Source organism: Echinicola vietnamensis DSM 17526 (genome assembly GCF_000325705.1).
Lineage (GTDB): Bacteria > Bacteroidota > Bacteroidia > Cytophagales > Cyclobacteriaceae > Echinicola > Echinicola vietnamensis.
In genome coordinates, this window is the sequence record NC_019904.1 from 2,514,973 (window position 1) to 2,540,034 (window position 25,062).

A 25,062-nucleotide genomic window follows, 5' to 3' on the forward strand; every position below is an offset into this window, starting at 1 on the left:
TAAAAGTCAAACTATAAATCACATACAAATTAATAATATTTATATTGTGAAACCAGTTGAAAACTGCCTGATTTAATTATTATTGGCATGGAGAAGTTACAGATTGTTTAAGATATTTGTACCGGTAAACATGAAGCTATATGAGTAAGCATAAAGAAGAGCTGGAGCATAGGCTCAAGCTCAGGAATATTCAATTGTCCGATTACAATGACATCCGTGAGTTGATGACTTTGATATACGAGCAGAAGGGGATGGCCTATACTCGGCAGGAGCTTAAGAATCAAATCAAGGCTTTTCCGGAAGGACAAATCTGCATTGAGGATAATGGGAAGGTCGTGGCCGTGGCCTTGAGTGTGGTGGTGGAGTATTCCAAGTTTGGGGACAGCCATACCTATGATGAAATTACCGGTTTTGGCAAATTTGACACGCATGACCTTGAAAATGGCGATACCTTATACGGTACTGATGTATTTGTCCATCCTGAGTACAGGGGGCTGCGATTAGGAAGAAGGTTGTATGATGCCAGAAAGGAGCTTTGCGAAAACCTTAACCTGCGCTCTATTATAGCTGGAGGACGGATTCCCGGCTATAGCAAGTATGCTGATCAGATGACTCCTCGAAAGTACATCGAGCTGGTGAAAAACAAAGAAATTTATGACCCGGTGCTTTCCTTCCAGTTAGCAAACGAGTTTCACGTTCGAAAGGTCATTACCAAATATTTGCCGGAGGACAAGGACTCCAAGGCCTTTGCCACCCTTCTGGAGTGGAACAATATCTACTACGAAAAAGATGAAAAGCTCATCGGGAATAGTAAGTCCATCGTCCGTTTAGGGCTGGTGCAGTGGAAAATGCGACGGTTCAAGGATGTGGACGATTTGATGCAGCAGGTGGAGTTCTTTGTAGATACCGTTTCAGGTTATAAGTCAGATTTTTGCCTGTTGCCGGAGTTTTTCAATGCGCCTCTTTTGGCTGATTTTAACGATATGGATGCTTCCGAGGCCATTCGTAATTTGGCCGATTACACCGAAGAAGTGTTGTCCAGAATGAGGGATTTGGCTCTTTCTTATAACGTGAATATCATCGCGGGCAGTATGCCTGAGTACGATGGTAAAAAGCTGCGAAATGTGAGCTACCTCTGCAGGAGGGATGGTACCACCGATAAGCAGTACAAGCTGCATATTACGCCCGATGAGCAAGCTTACTGGGGATTGCAAGGCGGGAATGGCATCAGCGTTTTCGATACGGATGCGGGAAGAATAGGCATCTTGATCTGCTATGATGTGGAGTTTCCCGAGCTGGGCCGAATATTGGCGGAGCAGGAGATGGATATTTTATTCGTCCCCTTCTGGACGGATACCAAAAATGCCTACCTTCGTGTCAGCACTTGTGCCAAGGCCAGGGCGGTGGAAAACGAATGTTATGTGGCCATTACCGGCTCGGTAGGAAATCTTCCTCGGGTAGAAAACATGGATATCCAGCATTCCCAAGCGGCCATTTATTCTCCCTCTGACTTTTCCTTTCCCCATGATGCCGTGATCGCAGAAGCTTCCTTAAATACTGAAACGACGATTGTCGCCGATGTGGACTTGGATTTACTGACCAAACTGCGAAAGATGGGAAGTGTACGAAACCTTGCCCAAAGGAGATTGGATGTGTATTCCATCCAGTGGAAGCGGAAGTGAGCAATGGTCAGTGGAGAGGTTAATACTGGTATCTTGAATTTGAGTGCGCCATGATTTACCTGATTGATACAATTATTAGAGATCCAAATAGCATATAATGGAAAACTACCTTAAAGGGATAGATGAAAAAGTGGTCAAAAAGGCCGCCAAAATAAAGCTTCTCATTACCGATGTAGACGGAGTGTTGACGGATGGAGGGGTCATTTATGATGACAATTACTTAGAGTACAAAAAGTTTAATGTAAAGGATGGACTTATCGTAAAAGTCCTGCAAAAGCATGGCATTAAGGTGGGAGCCATCACGGGGAGAAATTCGCCAGTGGTGAGAAGCAGGTGTGAAGAGTTAGGTTTCGATTTTCATTACCATGGAATAAAAGACAAGCGCGAAAAGCTGGAAGGAGTCCTCGAGGGGATGAACATTGACTTGGATGAGTGTGCCTATATCGGTGACGACTTGATAGATTTGCCCTTGCTGGTCATGGTAGGGCTGTCTGTGGCTCCTAAGGATGCACTTCCCTACGTGAAGGAAGAGGTGGACATGGTGTCCTCTCTCAATGGCGGTAGAGGGGTTTTTAGAGAAGTGGCTGACCTGATTTTGAATGCTCAGGGAAAGTTGAAAATGATTATTAACCAATTGAAGGATAAATAAATGATGCCTGTATTTACACAGCCCATGCATGTCACGGATCAGGTGGTGCTAGGGAAAGAGAAACCTGTTTTGTTTTCCGGTCCATGTGCAGTGGAGAGTTTTGATATATGTATGGAGATCGGAAGCACGGTAAAGGAACAAGCCGCGAAAAATGGATTTTCATACGTCTTTAAAGCGTCCTTTGATAAGGCGAACAGGACTTCTTCCGGCTCCTTTAGGGGAATTGGGATGGACAAGTCACTGGAAGTCCTTCAGCGCGTAGGGAAAGAGCTCGGCGTGCCCTTGGTCACCGATATCCATGAGAGCTATCAGGCTGCGGAGGTCGCAGAAGTGGCGGATGTGCTGCAGATCCCCGCTTTTTTATGCAGGCAGACGGACCTGTTATTGGCCGCTGGTAATACAGGAAAGGCAATAAAAATCAAAAGAGGCCAGTTTATGGCGCCCGAGGATATGCAATACGCGGTAAATAAAGTAAGGTCCACGGGCAATCAGAATGTTTGCCTGACCGAGCGGGGCTTTTCTTTGGGGTATCATAACCTAGTGGTGGATATGCGGTCCTTGCCGACGATGCGACAGTTTGCTCCGGTGGTTTTTGACATTACCCATTCGGTGCAGCAGCCTGGAGGACAAGGAGGCAGCAGTGGTGGCCAGCGGCAGTTTGCACCGTTTTTGGCACGGGCAGCAGCGGCCACTGGTGTAGATGGCTTCTTCATCGAGACCCACCCTGAGCCTGCCAAAGCCCTAAGTGATGGGCCGAATATGGTTCCTTTGGACCGAATGGCTGGTTTCCTGGAAATGCTGAAGGAATCTTGGGAATTGGGCAGGAAGCATGCTGGCTTTGCAATAGGATAACTTTCAAGAGGCTGTTTTGCGGGAACAGCCTCTTAAATAAGATATTAATTTTATACTCAAAAAAGATTCCGCGAGGTTGATTCATCCATTTTGCTCTTAAATTACTTTTTATGAAGATATGTGTATTTCTTGGTTGGTTTTTGTGGTTTGGAGGAAGCGTTTTTTCCCAATCGATAGGTTCAATTGATCCAGTGTCCTTGGAAATTCGAAACATTTTGGAGTCTTCTACGCCCGAAAGTAGTGTGAGTGTGGGGGAAGAAAAATTGCAGCAATACCATGAATTGATTGAATTTTATACCAATCGTGCCTTTGCACCCGTTTGGCCAGATGGTCGACACGGCCATAGAGCCGTTAAGGATTTGTTGGAGCAAATAGAAGATTCCAAGTACGATGGATTGACCCCTTCTTCCTACCATTTGTACATAGTAAAGGAAATCATCACGTCATTTGATGCGGGGAAGGATATCCAAAACCCCGTCCACCGCGCCTATATTGATCTCGTGCTTTCAGATGCCTTTCTTAGCTTGGCGCATGATTTGTATTTGGGCAAAGTATCCCAAGAAGGTCTTCAAAATTCTTGGGAAATTGTGCCGAAACGCATGAAAAGAAGCTTTAGCACCCTATTGGAGGAGGCAATCTCCAGTGGAAAGCTCAAGGAAAGGTTGGTTTCGCTGTGGCCGCGGTACCAGGTGTACAGGAGCATGCGAAAGAACATGAAGCAGTATTTCAGTATGGCAGAAACCATGGAAGAACCGTGGGACAAAATGCGGGGGAAAACGATCAAGGTAAATGAGGAAAATAAATTGATTCCGGAGGTAAGGGAGCGCCTTCAGTATTGGGGAGACTTGGATCGTGAGGAGGGAAGTGAAGGAAACCATTATGATTCCGCGCTTTTTGAAGGCGTGAAGCGTTTTCAAAAACGAAATGGACTGGATGCTGATGGAGTCATCGGGAAAGATACTTACACCGCCCTCAACGAGGACCCTGCATCGCTGATCCAAAAGGTGGCCGTCAATATGGAGCGGTTGCGCTGGCTACCGGACACGGTCCTTGAAGGACGGTTTGTCATGGTCAATATTGCTAATTTTCAGTTGGACTATTTACAGGATAATGGGCTTGATACCGTGTTTACCTCCAGGGTTATTGTCGGTAGGGAGTACCATACCACGCCTGTTTTTAATGGAGAGATGGCGTACATCGTCTTAAGCCCGACTTGGACAGTACCCAGTTCGATTATCCGAAGGGAGATGATTCCCAAAATCAAGAAGGATGTGAGTTACCTCAGTAGGAATCACCTGAAAATTCTCACTTATGCAGGAAAAGAAGTGAGTCCTTCCTCCATCGATTGGTCAAAGGCTTCCGGGGGGAATTTCCCTTATATGATCAGGCAAAGTTCAGGCGCCTTTAATTCCTTGGGGCAGGCCAAATTTATTTTTCCAAACAAACACAATGTGTATATCCATGACACCCCTACCAAATCGCTGTTCAGTAGGGACGTAAGGGCTTTTAGCCACGGATGTATTCGGATCCAAAAACCTGCTGAATTTGCAGCAGTGCTATTGGAGGATGATCCCAAATGGGATATGGAACGTATCCGAGAGGGAATGAATAGCGGGCAAGAAAAGACCGTAATGCTTAAAAAGAAAGTGCCTGTAGTATTGATATATTTGACTTTTTGGGCAGATCCAGCCGGTAAGGCATACCTGAGAAAAGATATCTATGAACGTGATGAAGCGTTAATCAGGGCTCTGATGCTTGATTGAGGCTGGTAATATTCGTGTGGTTTTGGTCAGAAATACATGCTGGCACAGTCATTGATATTTCATAAATGCTACTAAACCAATTAGAATTTTATGAATAGATGCCAGAAGTGGATCGTATTGGGCTTTTTGTTTTTTGCCGCCTGTAGCCCAGAGGTAGATGAGAATACCCTACAAACCCTCAAAGAAGAACTTCAAGGAAAAGCGCTGGAAGAGGTGTACGAAGCGTTCGAATACCAACCCATCTGGATTAATGGGAGCGGGTTAAGCGCCGATGGAGAAGAATTTATGGAAATCCTGCAGCGGGATATTGCCGCTGATGGTTTGGACAAGGATAATTATCACTATGCCCCACTCCAACAACAGTTGGATAAGCTGGAGCAAGACGGAGGTGCAAGTGCTTTGGTGGAATTGGAATTGATCATGTCAGAAGCATTTGTCCGTTTGGCACATGACCTACATTATGGCCGGGTGGATCCGAGTGACCGGTCTTCAAAATGGAAAATGGAGCCTAAATCTTCCGATGTGAATGAGGAGGAGGCTCTGGCCTCTGTGGGAAAAGGAAAGGCTTCTTCGATAAGGGAGTTGCTGGAGGATTTGCGGCCTCAAAACACTTTATACGATGGACTTCGCTCAGCGCTTGAAAGCCTTCTAAATGAGAAGTCCGATTTTGGTGACACTCCGATTCATTACGATGGTGCGTTAGAGGTCAGCGACCGTGCTGAAGTGATCCTGCAGGTTCGTAGGGTGCTAGAAGCTATGGGAGAGCAGGGGCTAAGCCAGGCCGAGCAGCCGCAGGTATATGATGAGGATTTGGCGAATGCCGTAAAGCGATTTCAAAAACGACACGGGCTCAAGGAAGACGGTGTGTTGGGGGAGGATTTTTGGCGAGCCATCAATTATAGTAAAGAAGATTTGATGGTGAAGTTGAAGGTGAATTTGGAGCGGTTGAGGTGGCTTCCCGATTTTTTGAGCCAAGAAGGACCAAAAGTGCTGGTAAACATTCCCAACTATTACATGGATTATGTGGTGGATCAGGATACTGTGTTTTCGACCAGAGCAGTGGTGGGAAAGGAGTATTATCAAACGCCAGTGTTTGCCGCGAAGATGAATTATCTGGTTTTCAGTCCCTATTGGAACCTTCCCGAGGGGATATTATGGGCCGAAACCATACCGGCAATCCTCAAGGATAAAAACTACCTTTCGGCACATCACATGGAGGTGGTGGACAAGGAAGGCCAACGCATTGATCCAAGCAATATTTCTTGGAAAAAACTTAAAAAAGAAGAAGGGTTCCCTTACTTGATCCGGCAGCGGCCAGGAGATGAAAATGCACTGGGCAGGGTGAAGTTCATGTTTCCCAATACCTATAACATCTACATTCATGATTCTCCTGCAAAAGCACTGTTTGATAGGGATGAGCGTGCTTTTAGCCACGGTTGTATCCGAATCGCTGATCCGGATGGGTTTGCTGCGGTGTTGCTTAAGGATGATCAGGAATGGGGTAAGGACTCGATTGCCAATGCCATGAAGCTGGAGGAGGAAAAGCAGGTGAACTTAGCGGTTAAGCCATCCGTCTGGATCCTGTACCTTACCGCTTGGAAATCTGCAGAAGGACTACAGCTAAGAGAAGATGTATATGGCAGTGACCTGCAGTTGGCCCAAAAGATGGAAGAAAAGGTCAGTAAGGCTTACTTTTAACGTTTAGCACGAGATACTTAAGTGGTCCTGTCATTGTTATGCAATATGCTGGCCTGAAGGTAATCCGTGTTTGGCGCATAAATAAAGAGGCAACCATCTTCCTTGATGCTGTCAATGATCGCTTCGTATTGGCTCATGGGCAAGGCTGGACAGCCAAGGCTTCTTCCCAAGCGACCATATTTCTTGATAAATTCAGGATTAGCATATTCGGCACCATGAATGACGATGGCCCTTTCCCGGGCACGGTCATTGACGCCTTTTTCGATGCCGTCCAATCGCAGCGAATAGCCGTGTTTGCCGGAATAGGTTTCTGCGGTGCGGTAGAAGCCAAGGCTGCTCATATAGCTTGAGGAAGTGTTTGAAAATTTCTCGGCCATCAATCCACCGCTGTTTCTCCCGTGTGCGACCCAAGTGTGATGGAGGATTTTACCAGATGTAGGGTCAATGGTCCATAGCCTTTTTTTGGAAGATGGGAGGCTGAAGTCAATAATGGTGAGCGGTTTGTCAGCAGAGACTTCGCCAGTAGCGGCCAACTTCAAAAAACCATCAATGCCCATTTCCAAGGCTTTGGCCGATAGGGAGTACTCGCTATTTTGGCTATTGAGGTGATCGGTGATTTTTTGAATGAGCATTGCTGCGGTATTGCTGGATGCAGTGGGCATTGCCTTTAGGCGGAGATTGCGTTGGGGTGTGTACGCAAAGAGGGCTGTGCTTAGCAGCAATGCCAGCATAAGTCCTGTTTTTCTTAGCATATGATTGGTATTAATATAAATCTGGTGATAAGCGTGTTAATTATTTGATCACTAGTAGATTACTGTTTCCTTTAATAACGCAAAAATAAAGTATTCATTGTAATTATGAACTCAAAGGTTGTTTTATTTTGTTGAGAAAGCTGGAAATAAACCCGTTAAAGTACCTAAAAGTTGATAGATTCATGATCTTAATCATAAATCGGGATGTATTTGAAATAATATTTGGTTAATTTTGCCGACCCGATTGCTTTCAACCTTTTGGTTAGGAGGTAGTTGTGGGGCTGTCTTGTTTTTTGGAATGCTTTCGAAAAACAAATTGATGGAAATAATTGTTCTTAATGGCGTGTGTGTGCGCAAGTCATCCACCCATAAGAAGTCATCGTAAATGAAAGGAATAGCATGAGAGTAGCGGTTTATCGCAAGGAGCATTTTAATGCGGCACATCGATTATTTAATCCGGAATGGTCGGATGAAAAGAACAGCCAAGTATTTGGTAAATGCAATAACCCGAGCTATCATGGTCATAATTATGACCTTCATGTGAAATTGGTAGGGCCAATAGATCCTGCTACCGGATATGTTTACGATATGAAAGTCCTGAGTGATATGATCAGGGAAAAGGTAATAAATAAGTTTGACCACAAAAATTTAAATTTGGATACAGATGAATTCAAACAACTCAACCCAACTGCAGAAAACATTGCTGTGGTTATTTGGAATATTTTAAGGAAAGAAATTGAAGAAAAATACGATCTAACGGTTCGATTATATGAAACAGAAAGGAATTATGTTGAATACGACGGGCATTGATATAGACAGGTCAATAGATGAAATCGGGGACGAGCATATCGGCACTTCCCATGAAACTCCTTTGCGAGAAGATGCTTTTGAAATGGACGATGAGCTCAAGATGGAGTTGATCGAGAAACATTTTAAGGACATCATGCATGTACTGGGGCTGGACCTGACAGATGATAGCCTTAAAGGCACTCCGCGTCGTGTGGCGAAAATGTTTGTACAAGAAGTTTTTAGCGGCTTGGATCCAAAGAACAAGCCAGAGATAAAACTTTTTGAAAATAAATATAAATACAGTGAGATGCTTGTCGAGAAGGATATTACATTCTTCTCCCATTGTGAGCATCATTTTGTGCCCATTTATGGTAAGGCCCATGTAGCTTATATTTCCAATGGCAATGTCATTGGTCTTTCCAAGATCAATCGAATCGTTCAGTATTTCGCTAAACGGCCCCAAGTTCAGGAGAGGCTTACCATGCAGATAGGCAATGAACTGAAGGAAATCCTGGGAACGGATGATGTGGCAGTGGTCATTGATGCCCACCACATGTGTGTGTCTTCCAGAGGTGTAAAAGATGTCAATAGTAAGACCGTAACGTCTTTTTACAGTGGGAAATTTGACAAGGATGACAGCACTCGAAAGGAGTTCATGCAATATGTGACCATGCAGTAATTCATCTTTTCCCTGAAAAGAAAGAAGCCCCTAAAGCTATTGAAAGTTTTAGGGGCTTTATTTTTATTCCTTCACCCTCAATCGTTTGTTGTAAATCATCTCGCCTTGGACAAACACTTGGAAAAAGTAACGACTCTTGGGGTATCGGGTGAGGTCTAAGGTAAATGTTCCTTCCTTAAGATCCCGGTAAGTGTGTTCTTCCACCACCTCACCGCTGGGGTCCTTTACCAGTTTGATGGTTACCTTTTCGGGGGAGTTGGATAAATAGTCAAAAGTGGTGAAGTTTTCGGCCCGGGTAGGGAAAACACCCAGCGAAATTTCACTGTCATCAATCGGAGAGGGGGATTCCCCTACTCGAAAATCATAAGAGATTTCACTGCCAAAATCAGCTTCAAAGCTTTTGACGATTTGGGCTTTATCGTTTAATAAAATGACTTTTCCTCTTCCTGCCTTTGTCTTAAACCAAAACTCCAGTCCATCGTTCCCGCGATCGGTAAAGTGGAGGCGATAAGCGCCATTGGGCAGGTGGAGACTATCTTTGTAAATGGAGTCTGCTGCGAATGCCCCTGCCACCCTTTCGAACACTACTTCTCCTGCCGCATTGGTGATCGTGTACCCGTTTTCTTCCGCGGCATGATTGGTTTTGGTGTACAGCACTAGTTGCTGGTTGTGGACAGGTACTGCCTCGTAGGAGGAACTGAGCAGGTTGTCCGCTTGATAGCCATCTTTTTTTCCGTTGGGCTTCGTGAGGTTGATCTGATACGTTAAAGGCCCTGCTTGGGGGATTGTGCCATCCATGGTGACCGTATCCGTTTCACCGGGAAGCAATTTTCCTGACCAAGTGAATGTTTGTGGTTTATTTCCCTTGGAGCCATGTTCGATATCGAGGCTTTCCAAAGGGGCACTTCCATTGTTTTTGATCACGATGGTAGGACCAAAAGCTGCTGGGTTTACCCTGCTGTAAACAGCTTTTTTTGAAGGGATAATGATGTCCTGAAGGCTTACGTCTCGTTTTTCCTGATACGGTTTGTATTGAATGACATAGGCGGCGATCAGCTCATTGGCACTGGGCTTGGGAGAAACGTAATCCTCCATTTGCAGCTGGACTGTGTGCGTCGGGGCAGCCAGTGGAAAGTCATAAATGTCCGGTTGGATCAAATCACCCGGGCACCAATTGGCACGGTCAAAAATCCAAGTGCCGGCTTGGGGATAAAGGGGATTGTTGCCGCATTGCTTCCACATTTGTCGGCTGGACACGAGTTTTCCATCCAGGTAAAAGTCCCTGTATTTGTTACAAAACTCCCCACAGCCATCCGGGCTGTCCATCCCGTGACCTGTTTGGATGACCCGGAAGCGGCCCATGACGGCTCCTTTATCCGTAGAGATGGTGGTGGCTTTTAGTGCTTCCCCGATTGGATTTTCAGGGTCTCCATAGCGATAAGCGCCTTGGTATACTTTCGTAATGCTGACGGGCTCCATGACCGGTGGCCCCTTGATCACTTCAAAATCTACCGTCACTTTCCAGCCTCTGTCCTCATTGGGTTCGTAGCCGGTGTGCTTGTATTCGATTTCTACACTGTCTCTCAGTAAAAGGCTAAAGTCAGTGACATCCACTTCCCATTCGAATGCCCAATCTTTGCCGAAGGCGCCGCCATAAGGGGTAAGCATTCGTGCAATTTCATAATCCAAGGATTCACCGTTTTTGCCACCGGCCCGTTTGAGGGTAATGTGATCCACATAGTCCCAGTCGGCACAGCGCATGCCGTCAGGGCAGGCAAACGTAATGTTCAGGATGATCTGACGAATGGCTTCGTCCTTATCCGGAAAGACAGCCCAGTTGGTATAGCTGTTTTCTCCTTTTTTCGGGTTGGTTACCACAGTGGTTTCGTCATGGCTGATGACATGAACCGTGTCCTGTGAGTAGGCAAAGACATGGAGGCTGCCAAAGGTAAGCAGCAAGAGGTAAAAGATTTTTTTCATCGATTTTTTGAACGTCTTGTGAAAATAACGGAAGCCTTCCGGAGGATACGAAAGGCTTCAAATATAAATATAGGGCCGTTTATTCTCCCCGGTGTTTTAATTCGATCATTTCCTCGTTCCAGTCTGTATGGAGCTTGAGGAGTTCTTGTAGGACTTCGGGATGCTCTTTGGCGACATTGGTGGTTTCGGTTGAGTCCACGGCCATATCGACCAAGTAAAGCTGGTCGTCTTCGTCAAATTCCAGTTCTTTTTCAGAATCCCAAGGATTGCCCAAAAGCTTCCAGTTCCCTTTTCTGACTGCCCATGAGTTGGTGGTGCTTTCCGGATCACCCGTGGCCCAATGGAGCACTTCATGTTGGCTGGGGGCATTTTTGTCCTTAATGATTGGGATCAGGCTCTTTCCATCGATATCTTCCTTGTTTGGGATAGCGGTTTCGGTGATCTCGGCCAAGGTGGGTAGCCAATCGATGCTGTTGGCCATTTGATTGCGGACTTGGTTGGCAGGAACTGCTTTTGGATACCGAATCATGGCCGGCACCCTGATGCCTCCTTCCAGCATGCAGAACTTGGCGCCATGGTAGACGCCATTATTGCCGCCACCAAAGAAGGCCCGCTCTTCCGTGCTGTGGCCGTGGTCCGATTGGTACACGATGATGGTGTTGTCAAGCTGTCCAGTAGCTTTCAAGTGATCCAAAACCTCTCCGATCATTTCGTCATAGGTGCTGACAAAGGCGGCGTATTCCCGGCGGGGGGATGGAAGGTCTTTGTAGTGCTCCAGCCATTTTGGACGGCCTTGGTAAGGGTAGTGGGGCATGTTAATGGCCCAGTAGACAAAGAAAGGATCTTCCGTCTCAGGAGCCGTGAATTTTTTCACTTCGTCCACCATCAAGTCTCCAAAGAATTGACCGGGGTAATAAACCTCTTCTTCATTTCTATAAAGGTCATGCATGTTTGGGCCTGCCCAAAAGAAGAAGTGGGAGAAATTGTCGATACATCCTCTTTGGTGGCCAAAGAAGTAGTCAAAACCTTGCCCGTTAGGGAGCTTTTCGGGACTGTGTCCCAAGTGCCATTTGCCGATCAATCCGGTTTTATAACCATCAGCTTTAAAGATCTCGGCCATGGTGATTTCATCAGTAGGCAATCCCGATTTGAATTCAGGATCAGCATGTGGCGGGGCTACATTTCCAAACAATCGGGCATGGTGGTTGAATTTTCCTGTCATCAAGCTTGCCCTGGAAGGGGAACAAACCGGAGCTGCTGCATAAAATTGGGTGAAGCGTGTCCCTTCGTGGGCAATCCGGTCCAGGTTTGGGGTTTCAAGGTCTTTTGAGCCATAGGCATTCGTGTCGAAAGTTCCTTGGTCGTCAGCGAAGATGACAAGGATGTTGGGTTTGTTTTTGGCAGTGCGGATTTGCGTAGCATTATTTTCAGTATTTTGATCTCGGGGTTCTTTCTGACAAGAGGTCAAAATAAATAAGCAAAGGGCAAATGAAAGTAAGTTGTTGTATTTCATAATAATGATGGCTATTGAACGATACGATCAATCGATGTGCGCATGAAATATGATTTTTGAATCTATATAAAGAATGGAAGTTCCAGTTGTTTCAGTTTTATTTTAGATAAGGTGCTTTATGTTTGGGATTTTTTTTCGAATAGAGCCAAATATAATAAAACTTATTGTGATATGGATTGCTAAACTGAAACACCTGATTAAGGCAGATGGAAGGGAGGGACTTTGGTGTATTCTGATTTTTTAAAGTATATAATGCCTTCTATTATTTTATGTATTGTTGTTTTTTTACTGATATATATTTTGTTTCGATTTTTATTTTGTTACATTTAATTTCTTGATTAATTAAAATACTTTATAAAAGAAAGAATTCAAAGATTTTAAGTGCTTCCTGAAATGCTAGATCTAGGTAAAAATAGCGATAAAGTTGCTGTAAATGCTCTAAGAGGTGGTTCTGAGGAAGCTTTCAATGTTTTGTTTCGTAAGTATTCCAAAAAAATTTATCATATTTCCCGCAAAATGAGTTTGGGACATGAAGATGCGGAAGGAATCGTCCAAGAAGTTTTTATAAAAATTTGGAAAAACCGACAGCAGCTTGATAGTACGCTTTCATTCAATGCTTATCTGATTGCGATTGTTCGTTCCATTGTCATTCGGCAATTACAGCGCAAGGCCAATCTTACTGCCTATAAAAAATATTCCTTGCAAAGGATGGAGGATTGGGATAACCAGACTGAAGATCAAGTAATTTTTTCAGAAATGATGAATGTTTCTTCCAAGGTTATGGATACACTCCCGCCAGGTCAAAAGCGGGTATTTTTAATGAGGAATTTAGAAGATATGTCTTTGGATGAGATAGCGGAGAAGTTACAGGTTTCAAAGAAAACGGTTAAAAATCAGGTTTTTAGAGCTAATAAAGCCATGCGCTTGTCCCTGCTCGAGCAAAATATCATATCCTTGGTAGGAGGGGTGGCCGTTGTGCTAGGGGATATTTTTTTATAAGTCTTACATGTGAAAAGATTCTTTTTAATCTCTCTTTGCCCATAACCGGGCTAGTAACCATACTGAATTTTCATATCGTCAATAAAAAAACTTCGCAGGCCGTGGGTCTTTTGGAGTCTCTATGTATATATAATATTGAAACAATATATAAATGAATAAAAACAGAAATATAGACGAATTTTTTGAAGGCAGCTTATCTGTGGAGGAGGCGAAAGATTTTGTTAGATGGCTTTCCTCTGAAGAAGGAAAAGAAGAACTCTCTGCGGCTATCGATGAGCAATGGTTAAAGAAGACAAAGGAAGACGTTTATCCAGAATGGGATACGGAAAGGCTTTTAGAGCAAACCAAAAAAGCTAGAAAAGGAGAGGTTTTTAAAGTTGTAAGGACATCCTCAAAGCGCAAAATTCCTCTTAGTGGATCTGTTAATCATGGTGTGGGAGTTTTGGGTTCTAGAATGTTAAGGGTAGCCATAGGCTTGGTGCTTATTCTTGGACTTGGTTATCTGTTGATGGTTAATACAGAGGAGGAAAAGTCTTTTGATGTAAATGCCGCTCCTCAAATCGTTAGTCGTAGCAACGCGGCGGGAATAAAAACAAAGCTTTCCTTGCCGGATGGGTCGGTAGTTTATTTGAATTCGGAAAGTGAAGTACGCTATCCTAAGGACTTTAAATCGGATAGGACGATCACTTTAAAGGGTGAGGGTTATTTTAAAGTAAAGGAAGACAGCCTTCACCCTTTTTCGGTAAAAAGCCGTCAGTTCACCACTGTAGCTTTGGGTACAGCCTTTAATGTCAAAGCATTTGATGAAGAGGCAGTGGAGGTGACTTTGGTCTCTGGAAAGGTGGAAGTAAGTACCTCGGAAGCGTCTCAATCGATCCGTTTATTCCCGGGAGAGGCTGCTAGCCTCCGTAAAGGAGGCAAGGAACTCTTGAAATATAAGTCTGATGTAGCTTTTGTGACTCAGTGGATGGAAGGAGTTTTAGAATTTCGAAAGACAGATTTTAAAAGCATATTCAGGCAATTGGAGCGGTGGTATGGTGTGGATATTCAAGTCAAGGGTCAAATGACCAATGCAAAGGGCTCGGGGAAGTTTAGGGATGGAGAATCGCTTGATAACGTCCTTGAAGTACTCAGTTATTCGGAATTGTTTGATTATAAGATCAATAAGGATAAAGTGACCGTGATATTTAAATAAAAAGCCTATGTAGACAAACTGACTAGAAAAAAAACAGGAGGCACTGCGAATGCCTCCCCAAACATCAAATTATGCATGGAAAACATTTAAGATTGGAAGTCGCTGTTTTTCATGTCAATCATCCAATGTTTAATCTAACTGTTAAAATATGAAGAATTACTTACGAATTATAATCATGGCAACAAAGTATGCTTTATATAGCTGCTTGATCATGGTGCTTTTCATGTGTACTTTGGCTGCTACTTCCGTTAATGCGCAGGCAAAAGATATAGAGAAAGTAATGGTCAAGCTTGAAATGAGTGAAGGCTCCCTGAGCAAGGTGCTTTCTGAAATAGAAGCTAAATCCGCTTTCCATTTCTTTTTTACAGATAAAAGTGTGGATACGGAGGAGCAGGTTAAGTTGGCCGTATCAGAAGGTACAGTAGCCGAAATTTTGCGTGATATTGCAGAAAAATCACAGCTTAAGTTTAAACAAGTCAATGAGACCATTAGTGTAAATCGTGCAGCGTACTCCAAAAGAAAAGATGGACGGGAAGAGGTGATTGATAAAACCGTTACAGGAAGAGTTACTTCTGAAAATGAACCAGCAGGGATTCCTGGGATCAATGTGGTGTTGAAGGGAACTACCAGAGGTACAGTGACTGATATAGATGGTAAATTTACACTGTCCGTTCCTGATGAAGGAGCCGTATTGGTGTTTTCTTCGATAGGTTATGTCTCACAAGAAGTCTCTGTGGGCACACGATTAGTGTTAAATGTATCCATGGAAGAGGAGGTGTCAGCACTAAACGAAGTGGTTGTGGTGGGATTTGGCTCCAAAGAGCGAGAGGATATAACAGGAGCTGTGACTACGGTGAAAATGGATAAGGTGTTAGGAGATCGTCCGGTGACTGATGCGGCGAAGGCACTTCAGGGTTCTGTACCTGGACTTCAGATTACCTATGGTAGCGGTCAGCCGGGCTCAGGTACCTCATTACAGATCAGAGGTTTTGAATCTATTAATGGAGGATCTCCGCTGGTGTTGGTAGATAACGTACCGATGAGCCTAGACGATGTCAATCCTCGCGACATAGAAAGCGTAAATGTTTTGAAGGATGCTTCTGCGGCTTCCATCTATGGTGCTGAAGCAGCTTTTGGCGTAATCCTCATTACCACTAAATCAGGAGGGAAAAATCAACCAATGAAATTGGAGTACTCTAATAATTTTGGTTTCACCCGCCCCAGTACCTTGCCTGAGAAAGCCTCTCCTTTGGAATTTACGTCAGCACTGAAAAGTTGGGGGCAGCAGACCTATTGGACAGGGCAAGATGTGGACTCTTGGATAGGTTACATTAATGAGTATAATGCCAATCCCAGCGCATACCCCGATGGTTACATAACAGATGATAGTGGCCTAAGGTATTATGTCCGGGAAAATGACCTCTATGGGGAGTTTTTGGGAGCAAGTGGCTTTGAACAGATCCATAACCTGTCCGTGACAGGCGGTGGAGATAAGACCAGCTACCGGGTATCATTAGGCTATAATGACGAGGATGGTATCATGGTGACAGATAAAGACAGTTATACGCGCTATAATGTCAACTTAAACCTTACTACAGAGATATCTCCTAAGCTGACCACTACGTTTAATTCATTTTATAAAAATGGACTGCGTACTGGTCCCGTAAGCGGCAGTTGGAGTAGTATGTATTACAGTGCGATAAATTATCATTCTGCTACTCCTATCGGTATGGGAGAGATAGATGGCGAAAGATTGCCTTTTGAAACCCCAGCGAACTTAATAAAATACTCTCCGATGAGGGAGAACTATGATGAACTGATCAGATTTTTTGGTAGGGCTTCTTTTAAACCGATAGAAGGATTGGAAATCAACGGTGAATATACCTTCGAAAAGAAGCGTGAAGAGGTGCAGGATCCATCCTATACCCCTACTTTGATCAATCCTGCTACGTTGGCCATTGCTCCTTACCAGCCAAGCCAGTCTTCGTACTTTACGAATACTTGGAAGCGGAATTACCATGCGGTAAACCTTTATGGAAAATATGATAAGGAAATAGGTTCACACGACCTTCATTTTATGGCTGGAATGAACCAGCAGGTTTCGGTAGCGGAGAGCTTTAGTGCTTCTCGCCAGATGCTCATTTCTCCAGATACTCCAGGCCTTTCCACTGCCACTGGAGTGATCAACGTAAACGATGGTTACACAGATTATGGGATAATTGGATTCTTTGGCAGAGTTGATTACTCGCTTAAGGATCGGTACCTGTTGGAGTTGAATGGACGATATGATGGTTCTTCTCGCTTTCCGAAAGGCGATAGATTTGGCTTTTTCCCTTCCGTGGCAGCAGCATGGAAAGTGAGCAGTGAGCCGTTTATGGCAGGTATTGCTCAAGCGATAACAAACTTGAAATTAAGAGCTTCCTGGGGAGAGATCGGCAATCAGGCCATTGAAAGGGCTTGGGGGAATTACCCATATTTGCCTACCATGTCTACCTACAATGCACCATGGATTGATGTGAGTTCGGGTGTTAGGGCTGTCAGTCTTTCTTCTCCAGACCTCGTGAGTGCTAGTTATACTTGGGAGCGGGTTAGGACCCTAAACTTGGGCGTTGATTTTGGATTATTTGACAACAAGCTTTATACCGCTTTTGACTGGTACAATAGACAGACACTGGATATGCTCGCTCCAGGCTCTCAGTTGCCAAGTGTTTTAGGGGCTTCTGCGCCATTGCAAAATGTTGCTGACCTGAAAACAGTAGGATGGGAGCTGGATGTGAAGTGGAGAGAAGACCTTGGGGATTTTGACTATAGCTTAGGGTTTAATTTATATGATAACTCCACCGAAATCACTTCTTTTCAAAATGAAGCAGGCCTTATCAATCAATTTTATGTAGGGCAGAAAATGAATGAAATATGGGGCTTTACCACTGCTGGGTATTATACAGTCGATGATTTTGTGGACGGATCATTGGATGATAACCTTATGAATGGCCAGCTTATCGAGGGGGTGCCTTCTTACCGGGGAGTGAATCAAAATCCCGGTGATGTAAAATACGCAGATTTGAATGGTGATGGAGAGATCTTTACAGGAAACGGTACCCTTTCAGACCCGGGTGATCGATCGATAATAGGTAATTCTACACGACGCTTTGAGTTTGGACTCAATGGTTCAGCTTCCTATAAGAACTTTGACTTTTCACTGTTTTTACGGGGAATTGGTAAGCGGGATGTCTGGATCAGTAACCCAGTGGTCTTTCCTTACACTTTTGAATTTACGACCATTTATAAGCACCAACTGGATTACTGGACACCGGAAAATACTGATGCTTTTTATCCTAGAAATTATCCCAATGGAGGAGGGAATTACGGAGGGAGTTTAAGGACTCAGACGAAGTACCTTTACAGCGGTGCCTATTTGAGGGTACAGAACATTACTCTTGGGTACTCCTTCAATGAGTCACTGCTGGATAAATTGAAAATCAATCGTCTGCGAGTATACATGTCAGGGGAGAACCTGTTCAACTTTGATGATCTTCCTGATGGGTTAAATGCTGACTTGACCAATGTAAGTCAAGGAGGTAACTATCCATTTATTAAGAAGGTGTCCATTGGCCTAAATGTTACACTCTAAAAACCAACTAGAAGATGAAAAAAATGAACAATATAATATTAGGTGTTTGCCTTATGGTTTTAGGGACCAGCTGTGTAGAAAGCACCTTGGACAAAACTCCAGAGTTGGCTTTTTCTGAGGAAAATGCCTTTGCCAATTTCCAAGTTACCCAGACGTATGCCTTTGGGTTTTACTCCATATTTCCAGGTTATAATTTGAGCGTTCCGAACAGTGACTGGGATGGTGACTTGATGATGCATAATAATACTAATCAAGGTTCTGCTTGGATATGGGGAAGACAGACTATTCCGACCACATCAGGGATATGGGATTTCTCTTTTGTAAGAAGGGTAAATATCATGTTGCAAAATCTTGATGCATCTAATATGACTGAAGCAGAGAAAAATCACTGGAGGGCGATTGGTTATTTCTTTAGAGCATATGATTATTATGAAAAAATAGCTGCCTACGGTGACGTTCCTTGGATAGATCGAGTGCTCACCGACGATGATGAACTGTTGCAAGCAGGGCGAACCCCCAGGGCAGAGGTGGCACAGAATATCTTGGATGACCTTTTGTTTGCAGAGGCAAACATTATGGAGCCAGGAACGAATGGAATTCCTGCAAATACCATTAGTAGTGATGTAGTAAGGGCTTTAATATCAAGATTTGGTTTGTTTGAAGGGACTTGGAGGAAGTATCATGGTCTAGAAGGTGGCGAGCCCTTCTTAAGGGCGAGTGCAACAGCTGGCGAAACGTTGATTGAAAATAATCCATCCCTTCATTCAAATTACAATGAGCTATTTAACAGTGCAGATCTTGGAGGAGTTCCGGGGATATTGCTGTACAAAAGCTATGAAAATGGTGTGTTTACCCATGTGCTTACCTCCCGGCATAGGAATTCTGCTGGGAACTGGGATATCACCAAGAGAGGTGCAGACAGCTATTTGATGAAAGATGGTGAGACACGTTGGAACAGTGAATTGTTCGAAACAGATCGAGACCCATATGCGGAGTTTAGAAATAGGGATTTGAGAATGTTATTTACCATTACACCTCCCTTCCGAGTAAAACCAGTTTCCGGAGACCGATTGTCTTGGGAATATTCCGATGATCCAAAAGATAAGGAGTATATCGACTTTATGGAGGAGAGAATGGATCCCAGCCAAAAACAGCTTCCGAGTAGGAATCACGCAGGATATATTCTACGGGTAAGTCCTCACTTTAGGGATTTTAATGAAGGTGATCCCTATAATGTTTCAAGGACCGGCTATAAGCTCTTTAAATATTACAATCGCCTTCATGATATCCAAAATAATGATTTCAATGATGCTCCAGTATTCAGGATGGGGGAAGTTTTGGTGAACTTTGCTGAAGCCAAATGGGAGCTGGGAGAATTTGATCAATCTGTCGCGGATATGACTATAAACAAGCTTAGAGAGCGTGGGGAAGTCGCTGCGATGACCGTGTTGAATGTAGGGTCGGATTTTGATCCCACACGGGATCCGGAAATCGATCCCGTCCTTTGGGAAATCAGAAGAGAAAGAGGGGTAGAGCTAATGGCGGAAGGTTTTCGCTTCAATGACCTGCGAAGGTGGAAGAAAATGGATTATACTGATGAACCCAAATTGGGTAGGTGGATCGTTGGAGCGGAAGTGAATAATCGTATTCCGATCCAAGGAGGTGCAGAAGAAGGGTATATTCAGTTTTTTCCGGGTACACCCCCCGCTTGGGAAGACTACCAATACCTGTATCCAGTGCCATCGCAAGAGATTGCACTTAACCCTAACCTAGAGCAGAATCCTGGTTGGGAATAGAAAATCTGTTTGGTAAACAGTGAGTTAGTCCCCGATCACTTCTTAATTATAAGATGTGTTTCGGGGATTTATATTTCTTTCCCTGGTCTGAGAGAAATAAACAAATTTCACCTAAACGATATATTAGCGCAGTTTGCCTCATGGTCGAAAATGATTATGAGATCTGCGGGATAAAAAATCAGTCACTCGCTATAGTTTTAGTGTGACCATTCAGGTAATGCTCGCCCCGCCCCTAAAACTACCTGATTCCCGGGGGCCTTCAGTGCTCAAGAAGATTCCAAATGAATGAATCTGGTTGAATAGGGGATTAATAGGATTGCTGGTTTTCTGTTTCGAATAATGATTATTATGATAGTTTTATTTTCAAATTATTTCATATTGAATTGTATATTATTCGTTTTATTTCTTTTTTTTGTAAGGTACTGAGCTTTTAAACTAAAATTAATTTCATGAAATCAATTATTACCTCGCTATTTTGTGCGTTTATCTGTGTGATAAAGGTGTCTGGCCAAGATAGAAAAGCTGATCCGATATTTGAAAATCCACATGTGCAAGAGGAAAACAGGCTTCCCATGCGGGCATCCTATTTTCCTTACGAAAATGAAGCCTTAGCGGAAAAGGGTGAAAAAGCTGCGTCTGATCGCTTTTTTGACTTGAATGGGACTTGGAAGTTTTTCTGGACAGACCATTACACGAAGCTGCCAAAGGATTTTTATGCAACGGGATTTGATGATGCTGCTTGGGATGACTTTCAGGTTCCTGCCAACTGGGAATTCAATGGCTATGGGACACCGATTTATGTCAATCATCCCTTTGAATTTGCGGTGGATAACCCGAATCCCCCCTTTATAGAAAATGAAAAAAATCCAGCAGGTGTTTACCGTCGCAAGATTTCCTTGCCAGATGGTTGGGAAGATCAGCAGGTCTTTATCCATCTGGGAGCGGTAAAATCGGCCTTCAGGTTATATGTGAATGGAGTGTATGTGGGCTTGGGAGAAGACAGCAAGCTGGAGTCTGAGTTTGAATTAACGGATTATGTGCAGCCTGGCGAAAACCTAATCACCATAGAGGTGAGGAGATGGCATGACGGTTCGTATTTGGAGGCGCAGGATTTTTGGCGAATTTCGGGCATTGAACGAGACGTGTACCTTTACAGCAGACCAAAAGTGCATTTCTACGATCTATTTGTGAAAAGCCCTTTGACAAATAGCTACCGGGATGGTAAGCTGGATGTGACGGTGGATTTGTGGAACCGTACCGATGAGCAGCAAGGTGAAAATACAGTCATGGCCAAATTGCTGGACCCGAACGGGAATGTGGTGTTTGAACAAACGCAAGCAACCATTGGCTTGAAGAGAAAGCAAGGGAAGACGGTATTGAATTTTGCCACTGAAATCCCGAGCGTCAAGGCTTGGTCTGCAGAGACCCCGACGCTATATCAGCTGGAACTGGTCTTGGCCAATGCGGCAGGAGAGCCCCTTGAGGTGGTTCGCCAAAATGTTGGTTTTAGAACTTATGAGGTGGTCGGCAATCAGTTTCTGGTGAATGGCAAAGCGGTGCTCTTTAAGGGGGTAAACCGTCACGAATCCCATCCAGAGACCCATCATGTGATCACAAAGGAGCAGATGGAGACGGATGTTCGGATCATGAAGGAATTGAATATGAATGCCGTCAGGCTTTCGCACTATCCCAATGATCCCTACTGGTATGAGTTATGCGATAAGTACGGATTTTATGTAATCGATGAAGCGAATATCGAATCCCATGGGATGTACTACAGTCCAGAAAGGACGCTGGGCAATGCCCCAGAATGGCTGCATGCCCATATGTTGAGAATCAAGAGGATGGTTTTCCGGGATAAGAATCACCCGTCCGTAGTGGCTTGGAGCATGGGGAATGAAGCCGGAAACGGGTATAACTTTTATAAAGCCTACGAATGGATCAAAGCGTACGATCCCTCGCGTCCGGTTCAGTATGAACGTTCCACATACGAGTGGAATACGGACATCATAGTGCCACAGTATCCGCATCCAAATTCCATGATCCGATATGCCGAGAGCAACCCCAAAAGACCCTATATCATGAGCGAATATGCCCACGCCATGGGGAATAGCATGGGGAATTTCAGGGAGTATTGGGAGGTGATCAAGGCTTACCCAATGCTTCAAGGAGGTTATATCTGGGATTGGGTAGACCAAGGGATTTATAAGGAAATAGATGGAAAGAGGGTTTTTGGCTATGGTGGAGACTGGGGGCCTGAAGGCACGCCAAGTGACGATAATTTCCTTATCAATGGGGTCATCATGGCGGACAGAAGATGGAATCCGCATGCCTATGAAGTGCGAAGGGTGCATCAAGAAGTGTCTTTTGAACTGACCGAGGATGATCGGTTGGAGATCTTTAACGAGTATTTTTTCAGGGATCTTTCCAATTACACCTTCGAGGCCATTTTGCTAAAGAATGGGGAAGTGATAAAGCGGGCGAGCATCGGGACGTTTGCATTGGCGCCAAGGCAGCATACGGTTGTGGATTTGCCTTTTGGGTTGGTGCGGGACGAAAGTGCCGAATACCGCCTGCAAGTGGAGGGAAGGATCGTTCAGGAAGAAGGGAGGATGGCACCGAAGACCTTGCTGGCAGAGGCGGAATTTGCCTTGACAGACCCTGTCTTGAAGAAGTTTGATCCGCAGGCGGCCGACGTGGAAGTCCGTGAGGAAGCAGGGAAGCTATGGATCAGCAATAAGAAGTTCAGCGTTTTCTTTAATGTGGCCACAGGTCAATTCCATGATTATAAAGTGGGGAAAAATACGTTGATCGTGGATGGGCCTTCCTTGTCGCTTTTTAGGCCGCTTGTCGATAATGATTTTGGCGGGGGGCGCGGAAGTAAGCTGGATTATCAGCATGGAAAGGTGACATCACTACAAAAACTAGAGCACCAAGCAGCTGCCGACGGAACTTACCAGGTGAAGGCCATTTATGAGGTGTTAGGCGGGGACGCGTCTTTTGAACAAGTGTATCGTTTTGATGATGGTGGTAAAATCAGGGTGGACAACACCTTTAAAGCCATTAAAGGTGATCATGATTATTTACTGAAAATAGGCACTGACTTAAAGTTGCCCGGAGCGTTGGATCAATTCAAGTGGTACGGAAGAGGGCCTTGGGAAAGCTACGCTGACCGGAAATACAGTGCTCAGGTGGGGCTTTATGAAGGTAGTGTCATGGAGCAATACCACCCGTATGTCCGGCCACAGGAGTCCGGGAATAAGACGGATGTTCGATGGGCTTCTGTCAGTAAATCCCAAAACGAAGGGCTGATGATCTACGCCTTGGAGGACTTGTTGAATGTAAGTGCGCTTCCATATGGAATTGATCAGCTTTACCCGGGCAAAGAAAAACAAAATATCCACAGCGGAGAACTGGAACCGAATGGATATACCAATCTCCATGTGGATCTTGAGCAGACTGGAGTAGCGGGGATCAATAGCTGGGGATCGATAGCCCTTGAAGCCTATAGGGTGAGCTTTAAAGATTATGCTTTCAGCTATGTTATTGCTCCGTTTTAACCTTATTTATAATGCAGAACAACCAAATAAAACCCAATATGATGAGTATTAAAAGATTATTGCCCATGGCAGCCATGGTGGTCCTATTGGCATGTGAGTCCTCTGGGGTTCAAGAGGAAGCGAATGCATTCCAGGAGACCACAGAGATTCCCTTGGGAGGGAATGCGTATGTGACCACCGGAACAGGGGTGGAAGTAACCCGACAAGGTGTTCAACACTGGATTTCATCGGAAGCTGTTTTGAGTACTTATTTTAAAACTCAAAAGCCACAGCAGGTTTTTCTGCAGTTGGTGTTGGGAGCACGTAATGCTCCTTGCGACTTTATGGTGACCGCCGGAGGACAACGAAAAGAGGTTTCCGTAACAGCCCAAGGGAGCGATACCGTTCATGTAGGAAAGTTTGACCTGGATGAAGGTTATGTGAAAGTGGATATTCAGGGAGTGTCCAAGGAAGGGGAGGCTTTTTCAGCGATCAAGTCCCTCTTGGTGAAAACGAAGGATAATGCGCCTATCGTCTATGTGAAAGACAATGAAAGTAATCGGTATTATTGGGGGAGACGTGGTCCTTCGGTTCATTTAAGCTATGAGGTGCCCGAAAATAAGAACTTTAAGTGGTTTTACAGTGAAATCACGGTCCCTGAAGGGGAAGATCCGAACGGGTCCTATTACATGGCAAATGGCTTTGGGGAAGGGTATTTTGGCATTCAGGCCAATGCTGATGATGAGCGTAGGGTGTTGTTTTCCGTATGGAGCCCTTTCCACACGGATAATCCCGAGGAAATCCCCGAAGATCAGCAAATCAAACTGCTGAAAAAGGGAGAGGGAGTCTATACAGGAGAGTTTGGAAATGAAGGTTCTGGAGGTCAGAGTTATTGGAAATATCAATGGATCACGGGTAATACCTATCGTTTTCTGAATTCAGTAGAGCCAGATGGCCAGGGCAATACCATTTATACAGCTTATTTCTATGCTCCAGAGCTCGGAGAGTGGAAGTTGATCGCAAGTTTTTTGAGGCCACAAAGCGATACATGGTATAAGCGGCCCCACTCCTTTTTGGAGAACTTTAATGATAAAAACGGTTACTTGGGTAGAAAGGCATTTTATCATGATCAGTGGGCCATGGATACCGAAGGCCATTGGACAGCGCTCACAACGGCAAAATTTACCGGGGACGATATTGCGCGGCGAGGATACCGGATGGATTATGCCGGTGGAGTGGAGAATGGTCAGTTCTTTTTACAAAACGGAGGTTTTTTCAACGACTTCGAGGAGCTGAACAGTATGCATCAGCGGTCCGCAACCAATCAGGAACCAGCGGTTGATGTGGATGCTTTACCTTAGGGAGTAAAAGAATGAGGTTTGACAGCGCCTGCACAGTTAAGATGTGCAGGCGCTTTTTTCGTCTGTCCTGGTAAGACCGAGTCCATTCGAGGCAGGATATGGGTGGTGGCTGTTTTTGAGTTTTCGATTGATGCTGAAGTATTTGGGCAGGTGGTACAGCCTTTCCTTTCAGAGCGTTTGGTTT

Annotated in this window: 16 protein-coding genes; 13 read left to right on the forward strand and 3 right to left on the reverse strand. The window is 44.5% G+C overall.

Features of this window, described 5'->3' with window-relative positions; genetic code table 11:
* Nucleotides 1-140: 140 nt before the first annotated feature.
* The 5 genes from ECHVI_RS10415 (at nt 141) to ECHVI_RS10435 (ending at nt 6,644) form a co-directional block, all read left to right on the forward strand.
* Entirely contained in the window at nt 141-1,682 is a 1,542-nt protein-coding gene (locus ECHVI_RS10415; RefSeq protein WP_015265939.1) for a carbon-nitrogen hydrolase family protein, read from the forward strand.
* Between the two features lie 97 nt (nt 1,683-1,779).
* On the forward strand, nt 1,780-2,331 hold the full coding sequence (locus ECHVI_RS10420) for a KdsC family phosphatase (protein ID WP_015265940.1): 552 nt from the start codon (nt 1,780-1,782) through the stop codon (nt 2,329-2,331).
* Between the two features lie 3 nt (nt 2,332-2,334).
* Complete coding sequence (kdsA, locus tag ECHVI_RS10425) at nt 2,335-3,183, forward strand: 3-deoxy-8-phosphooctulonate synthase (protein ID WP_015265941.1); 849 nt, start codon at nt 2,335-2,337, stop codon at nt 3,181-3,183.
* A 110-nt stretch (nt 3,184-3,293) separates the two neighbouring features.
* A complete protein-coding gene (locus ECHVI_RS10430) occupies nt 3,294-4,946 on the forward strand; it encodes a L,D-transpeptidase family protein (protein WP_015265942.1) in 1,653 nt (550 codons plus the stop codon).
* 90 nt (nt 4,947-5,036) lie between these two features.
* Nucleotides 5,037-6,644: a L,D-transpeptidase family protein gene (locus tag ECHVI_RS10435; protein WP_015265943.1), complete on the forward strand. Its 1,608-nt coding sequence runs from the start codon at nt 5,037-5,039 to the stop codon at nt 6,642-6,644.
* Nucleotides 6,645-6,661: 17 nt separating this feature from the next.
* Here ECHVI_RS10435 and ECHVI_RS10440 read toward each other — a convergent pair whose 3' ends face one another.
* Complete coding sequence (locus tag ECHVI_RS10440; protein ID WP_052331421.1) at nt 6,662-7,396, reverse strand: murein L,D-transpeptidase catalytic domain family protein; 735 nt, start codon at nt 7,394-7,396, stop codon at nt 6,662-6,664.
* Between the two features lie 399 nt (nt 7,397-7,795).
* On the opposite strand from ECHVI_RS10440, the gene ECHVI_RS10445 reads away from it, so the two are divergent.
* Both ECHVI_RS10445 and folE read left to right on the forward strand, forming a co-directional pair.
* Nucleotides 7,796-8,206, forward strand: coding sequence for a 6-pyruvoyl trahydropterin synthase family protein (locus ECHVI_RS10445; protein ID WP_015265945.1), 411 nt, complete (start codon nt 7,796-7,798; stop codon nt 8,204-8,206).
* Complete coding sequence (gene folE, locus ECHVI_RS10450) at nt 8,166-8,864, forward strand: GTP cyclohydrolase I FolE (protein WP_015265946.1); 699 nt, start codon at nt 8,166-8,168, stop codon at nt 8,862-8,864. The genes ECHVI_RS10445 and folE overlap by 41 nt, the downstream gene beginning before the upstream one ends.
* 63 nt (nt 8,865-8,927) lie before the next feature.
* On the opposite strand, the gene ECHVI_RS10455 is transcribed toward folE, so the two are convergent.
* On the reverse strand, nt 8,928-10,844 hold the full coding sequence (locus ECHVI_RS10455) for a peptide-N-glycosidase F-related protein (RefSeq protein WP_015265947.1): 1,917 nt from the start codon (nt 10,842-10,844) through the stop codon (nt 8,928-8,930).
* Between the two features lie 79 nt (nt 10,845-10,923).
* Nucleotides 10,924-12,357 carry a sulfatase family protein gene (locus ECHVI_RS10460; RefSeq protein WP_015265948.1) on the reverse strand — a complete coding sequence of 478 codons (1,434 nt, stop codon included), beginning with the start codon at nt 12,355-12,357 and terminating at the stop codon, nt 10,924-10,926.
* Between the two features lie 393 nt (nt 12,358-12,750).
* Between ECHVI_RS10460 and ECHVI_RS10465 the strand changes: the two genes are divergently transcribed.
* The 6 genes from ECHVI_RS10465 (at nt 12,751) to ECHVI_RS10490 (ending at nt 24,878) form a co-directional block, all read left to right on the forward strand.
* The gene (locus ECHVI_RS10465) at nt 12,751-13,356 is read left to right on the forward strand and encodes an RNA polymerase sigma factor (RefSeq protein WP_015265949.1); all 606 of its coding nucleotides are present in this window, start codon (nt 12,751-12,753) and stop codon (nt 13,354-13,356) included.
* Nucleotides 13,357-13,507: 151 nt separating this feature from the next.
* Entirely contained in the window at nt 13,508-14,551 is a 1,044-nt protein-coding gene (locus tag ECHVI_RS10470; RefSeq protein ID WP_015265950.1) for a FecR family protein, read from the forward strand.
* A gap of 175 nt (nt 14,552-14,726) precedes the next feature.
* Nucleotides 14,727-18,182 (forward strand): SusC/RagA family TonB-linked outer membrane protein, encoded by a 3,456-nt coding sequence (locus tag ECHVI_RS10475; RefSeq protein WP_041738546.1) that lies wholly within the window; start codon nt 14,727-14,729, stop codon nt 18,180-18,182.
* A gap of 14 nt (nt 18,183-18,196) precedes the next feature.
* The gene (locus ECHVI_RS10480) at nt 18,197-19,978 is read left to right on the forward strand and encodes a RagB/SusD family nutrient uptake outer membrane protein (protein ID WP_015265952.1); all 1,782 of its coding nucleotides are present in this window, start codon (nt 18,197-18,199) and stop codon (nt 19,976-19,978) included.
* A 449-nt stretch (nt 19,979-20,427) separates the two neighbouring features.
* Entirely contained in the window at nt 20,428-23,538 is a 3,111-nt protein-coding gene (locus tag ECHVI_RS10485) for a glycoside hydrolase family 2 TIM barrel-domain containing protein (RefSeq protein ID WP_015265953.1), read from the forward strand.
* A gap of 11 nt (nt 23,539-23,549) precedes the next feature.
* On the forward strand, nt 23,550-24,878 hold the full coding sequence (locus ECHVI_RS10490) for a DUF3472 domain-containing protein (RefSeq protein WP_245553474.1): 1,329 nt from the start codon (nt 23,550-23,552) through the stop codon (nt 24,876-24,878).
* Nucleotides 24,879-25,062 lie beyond the last annotated feature (184 nt).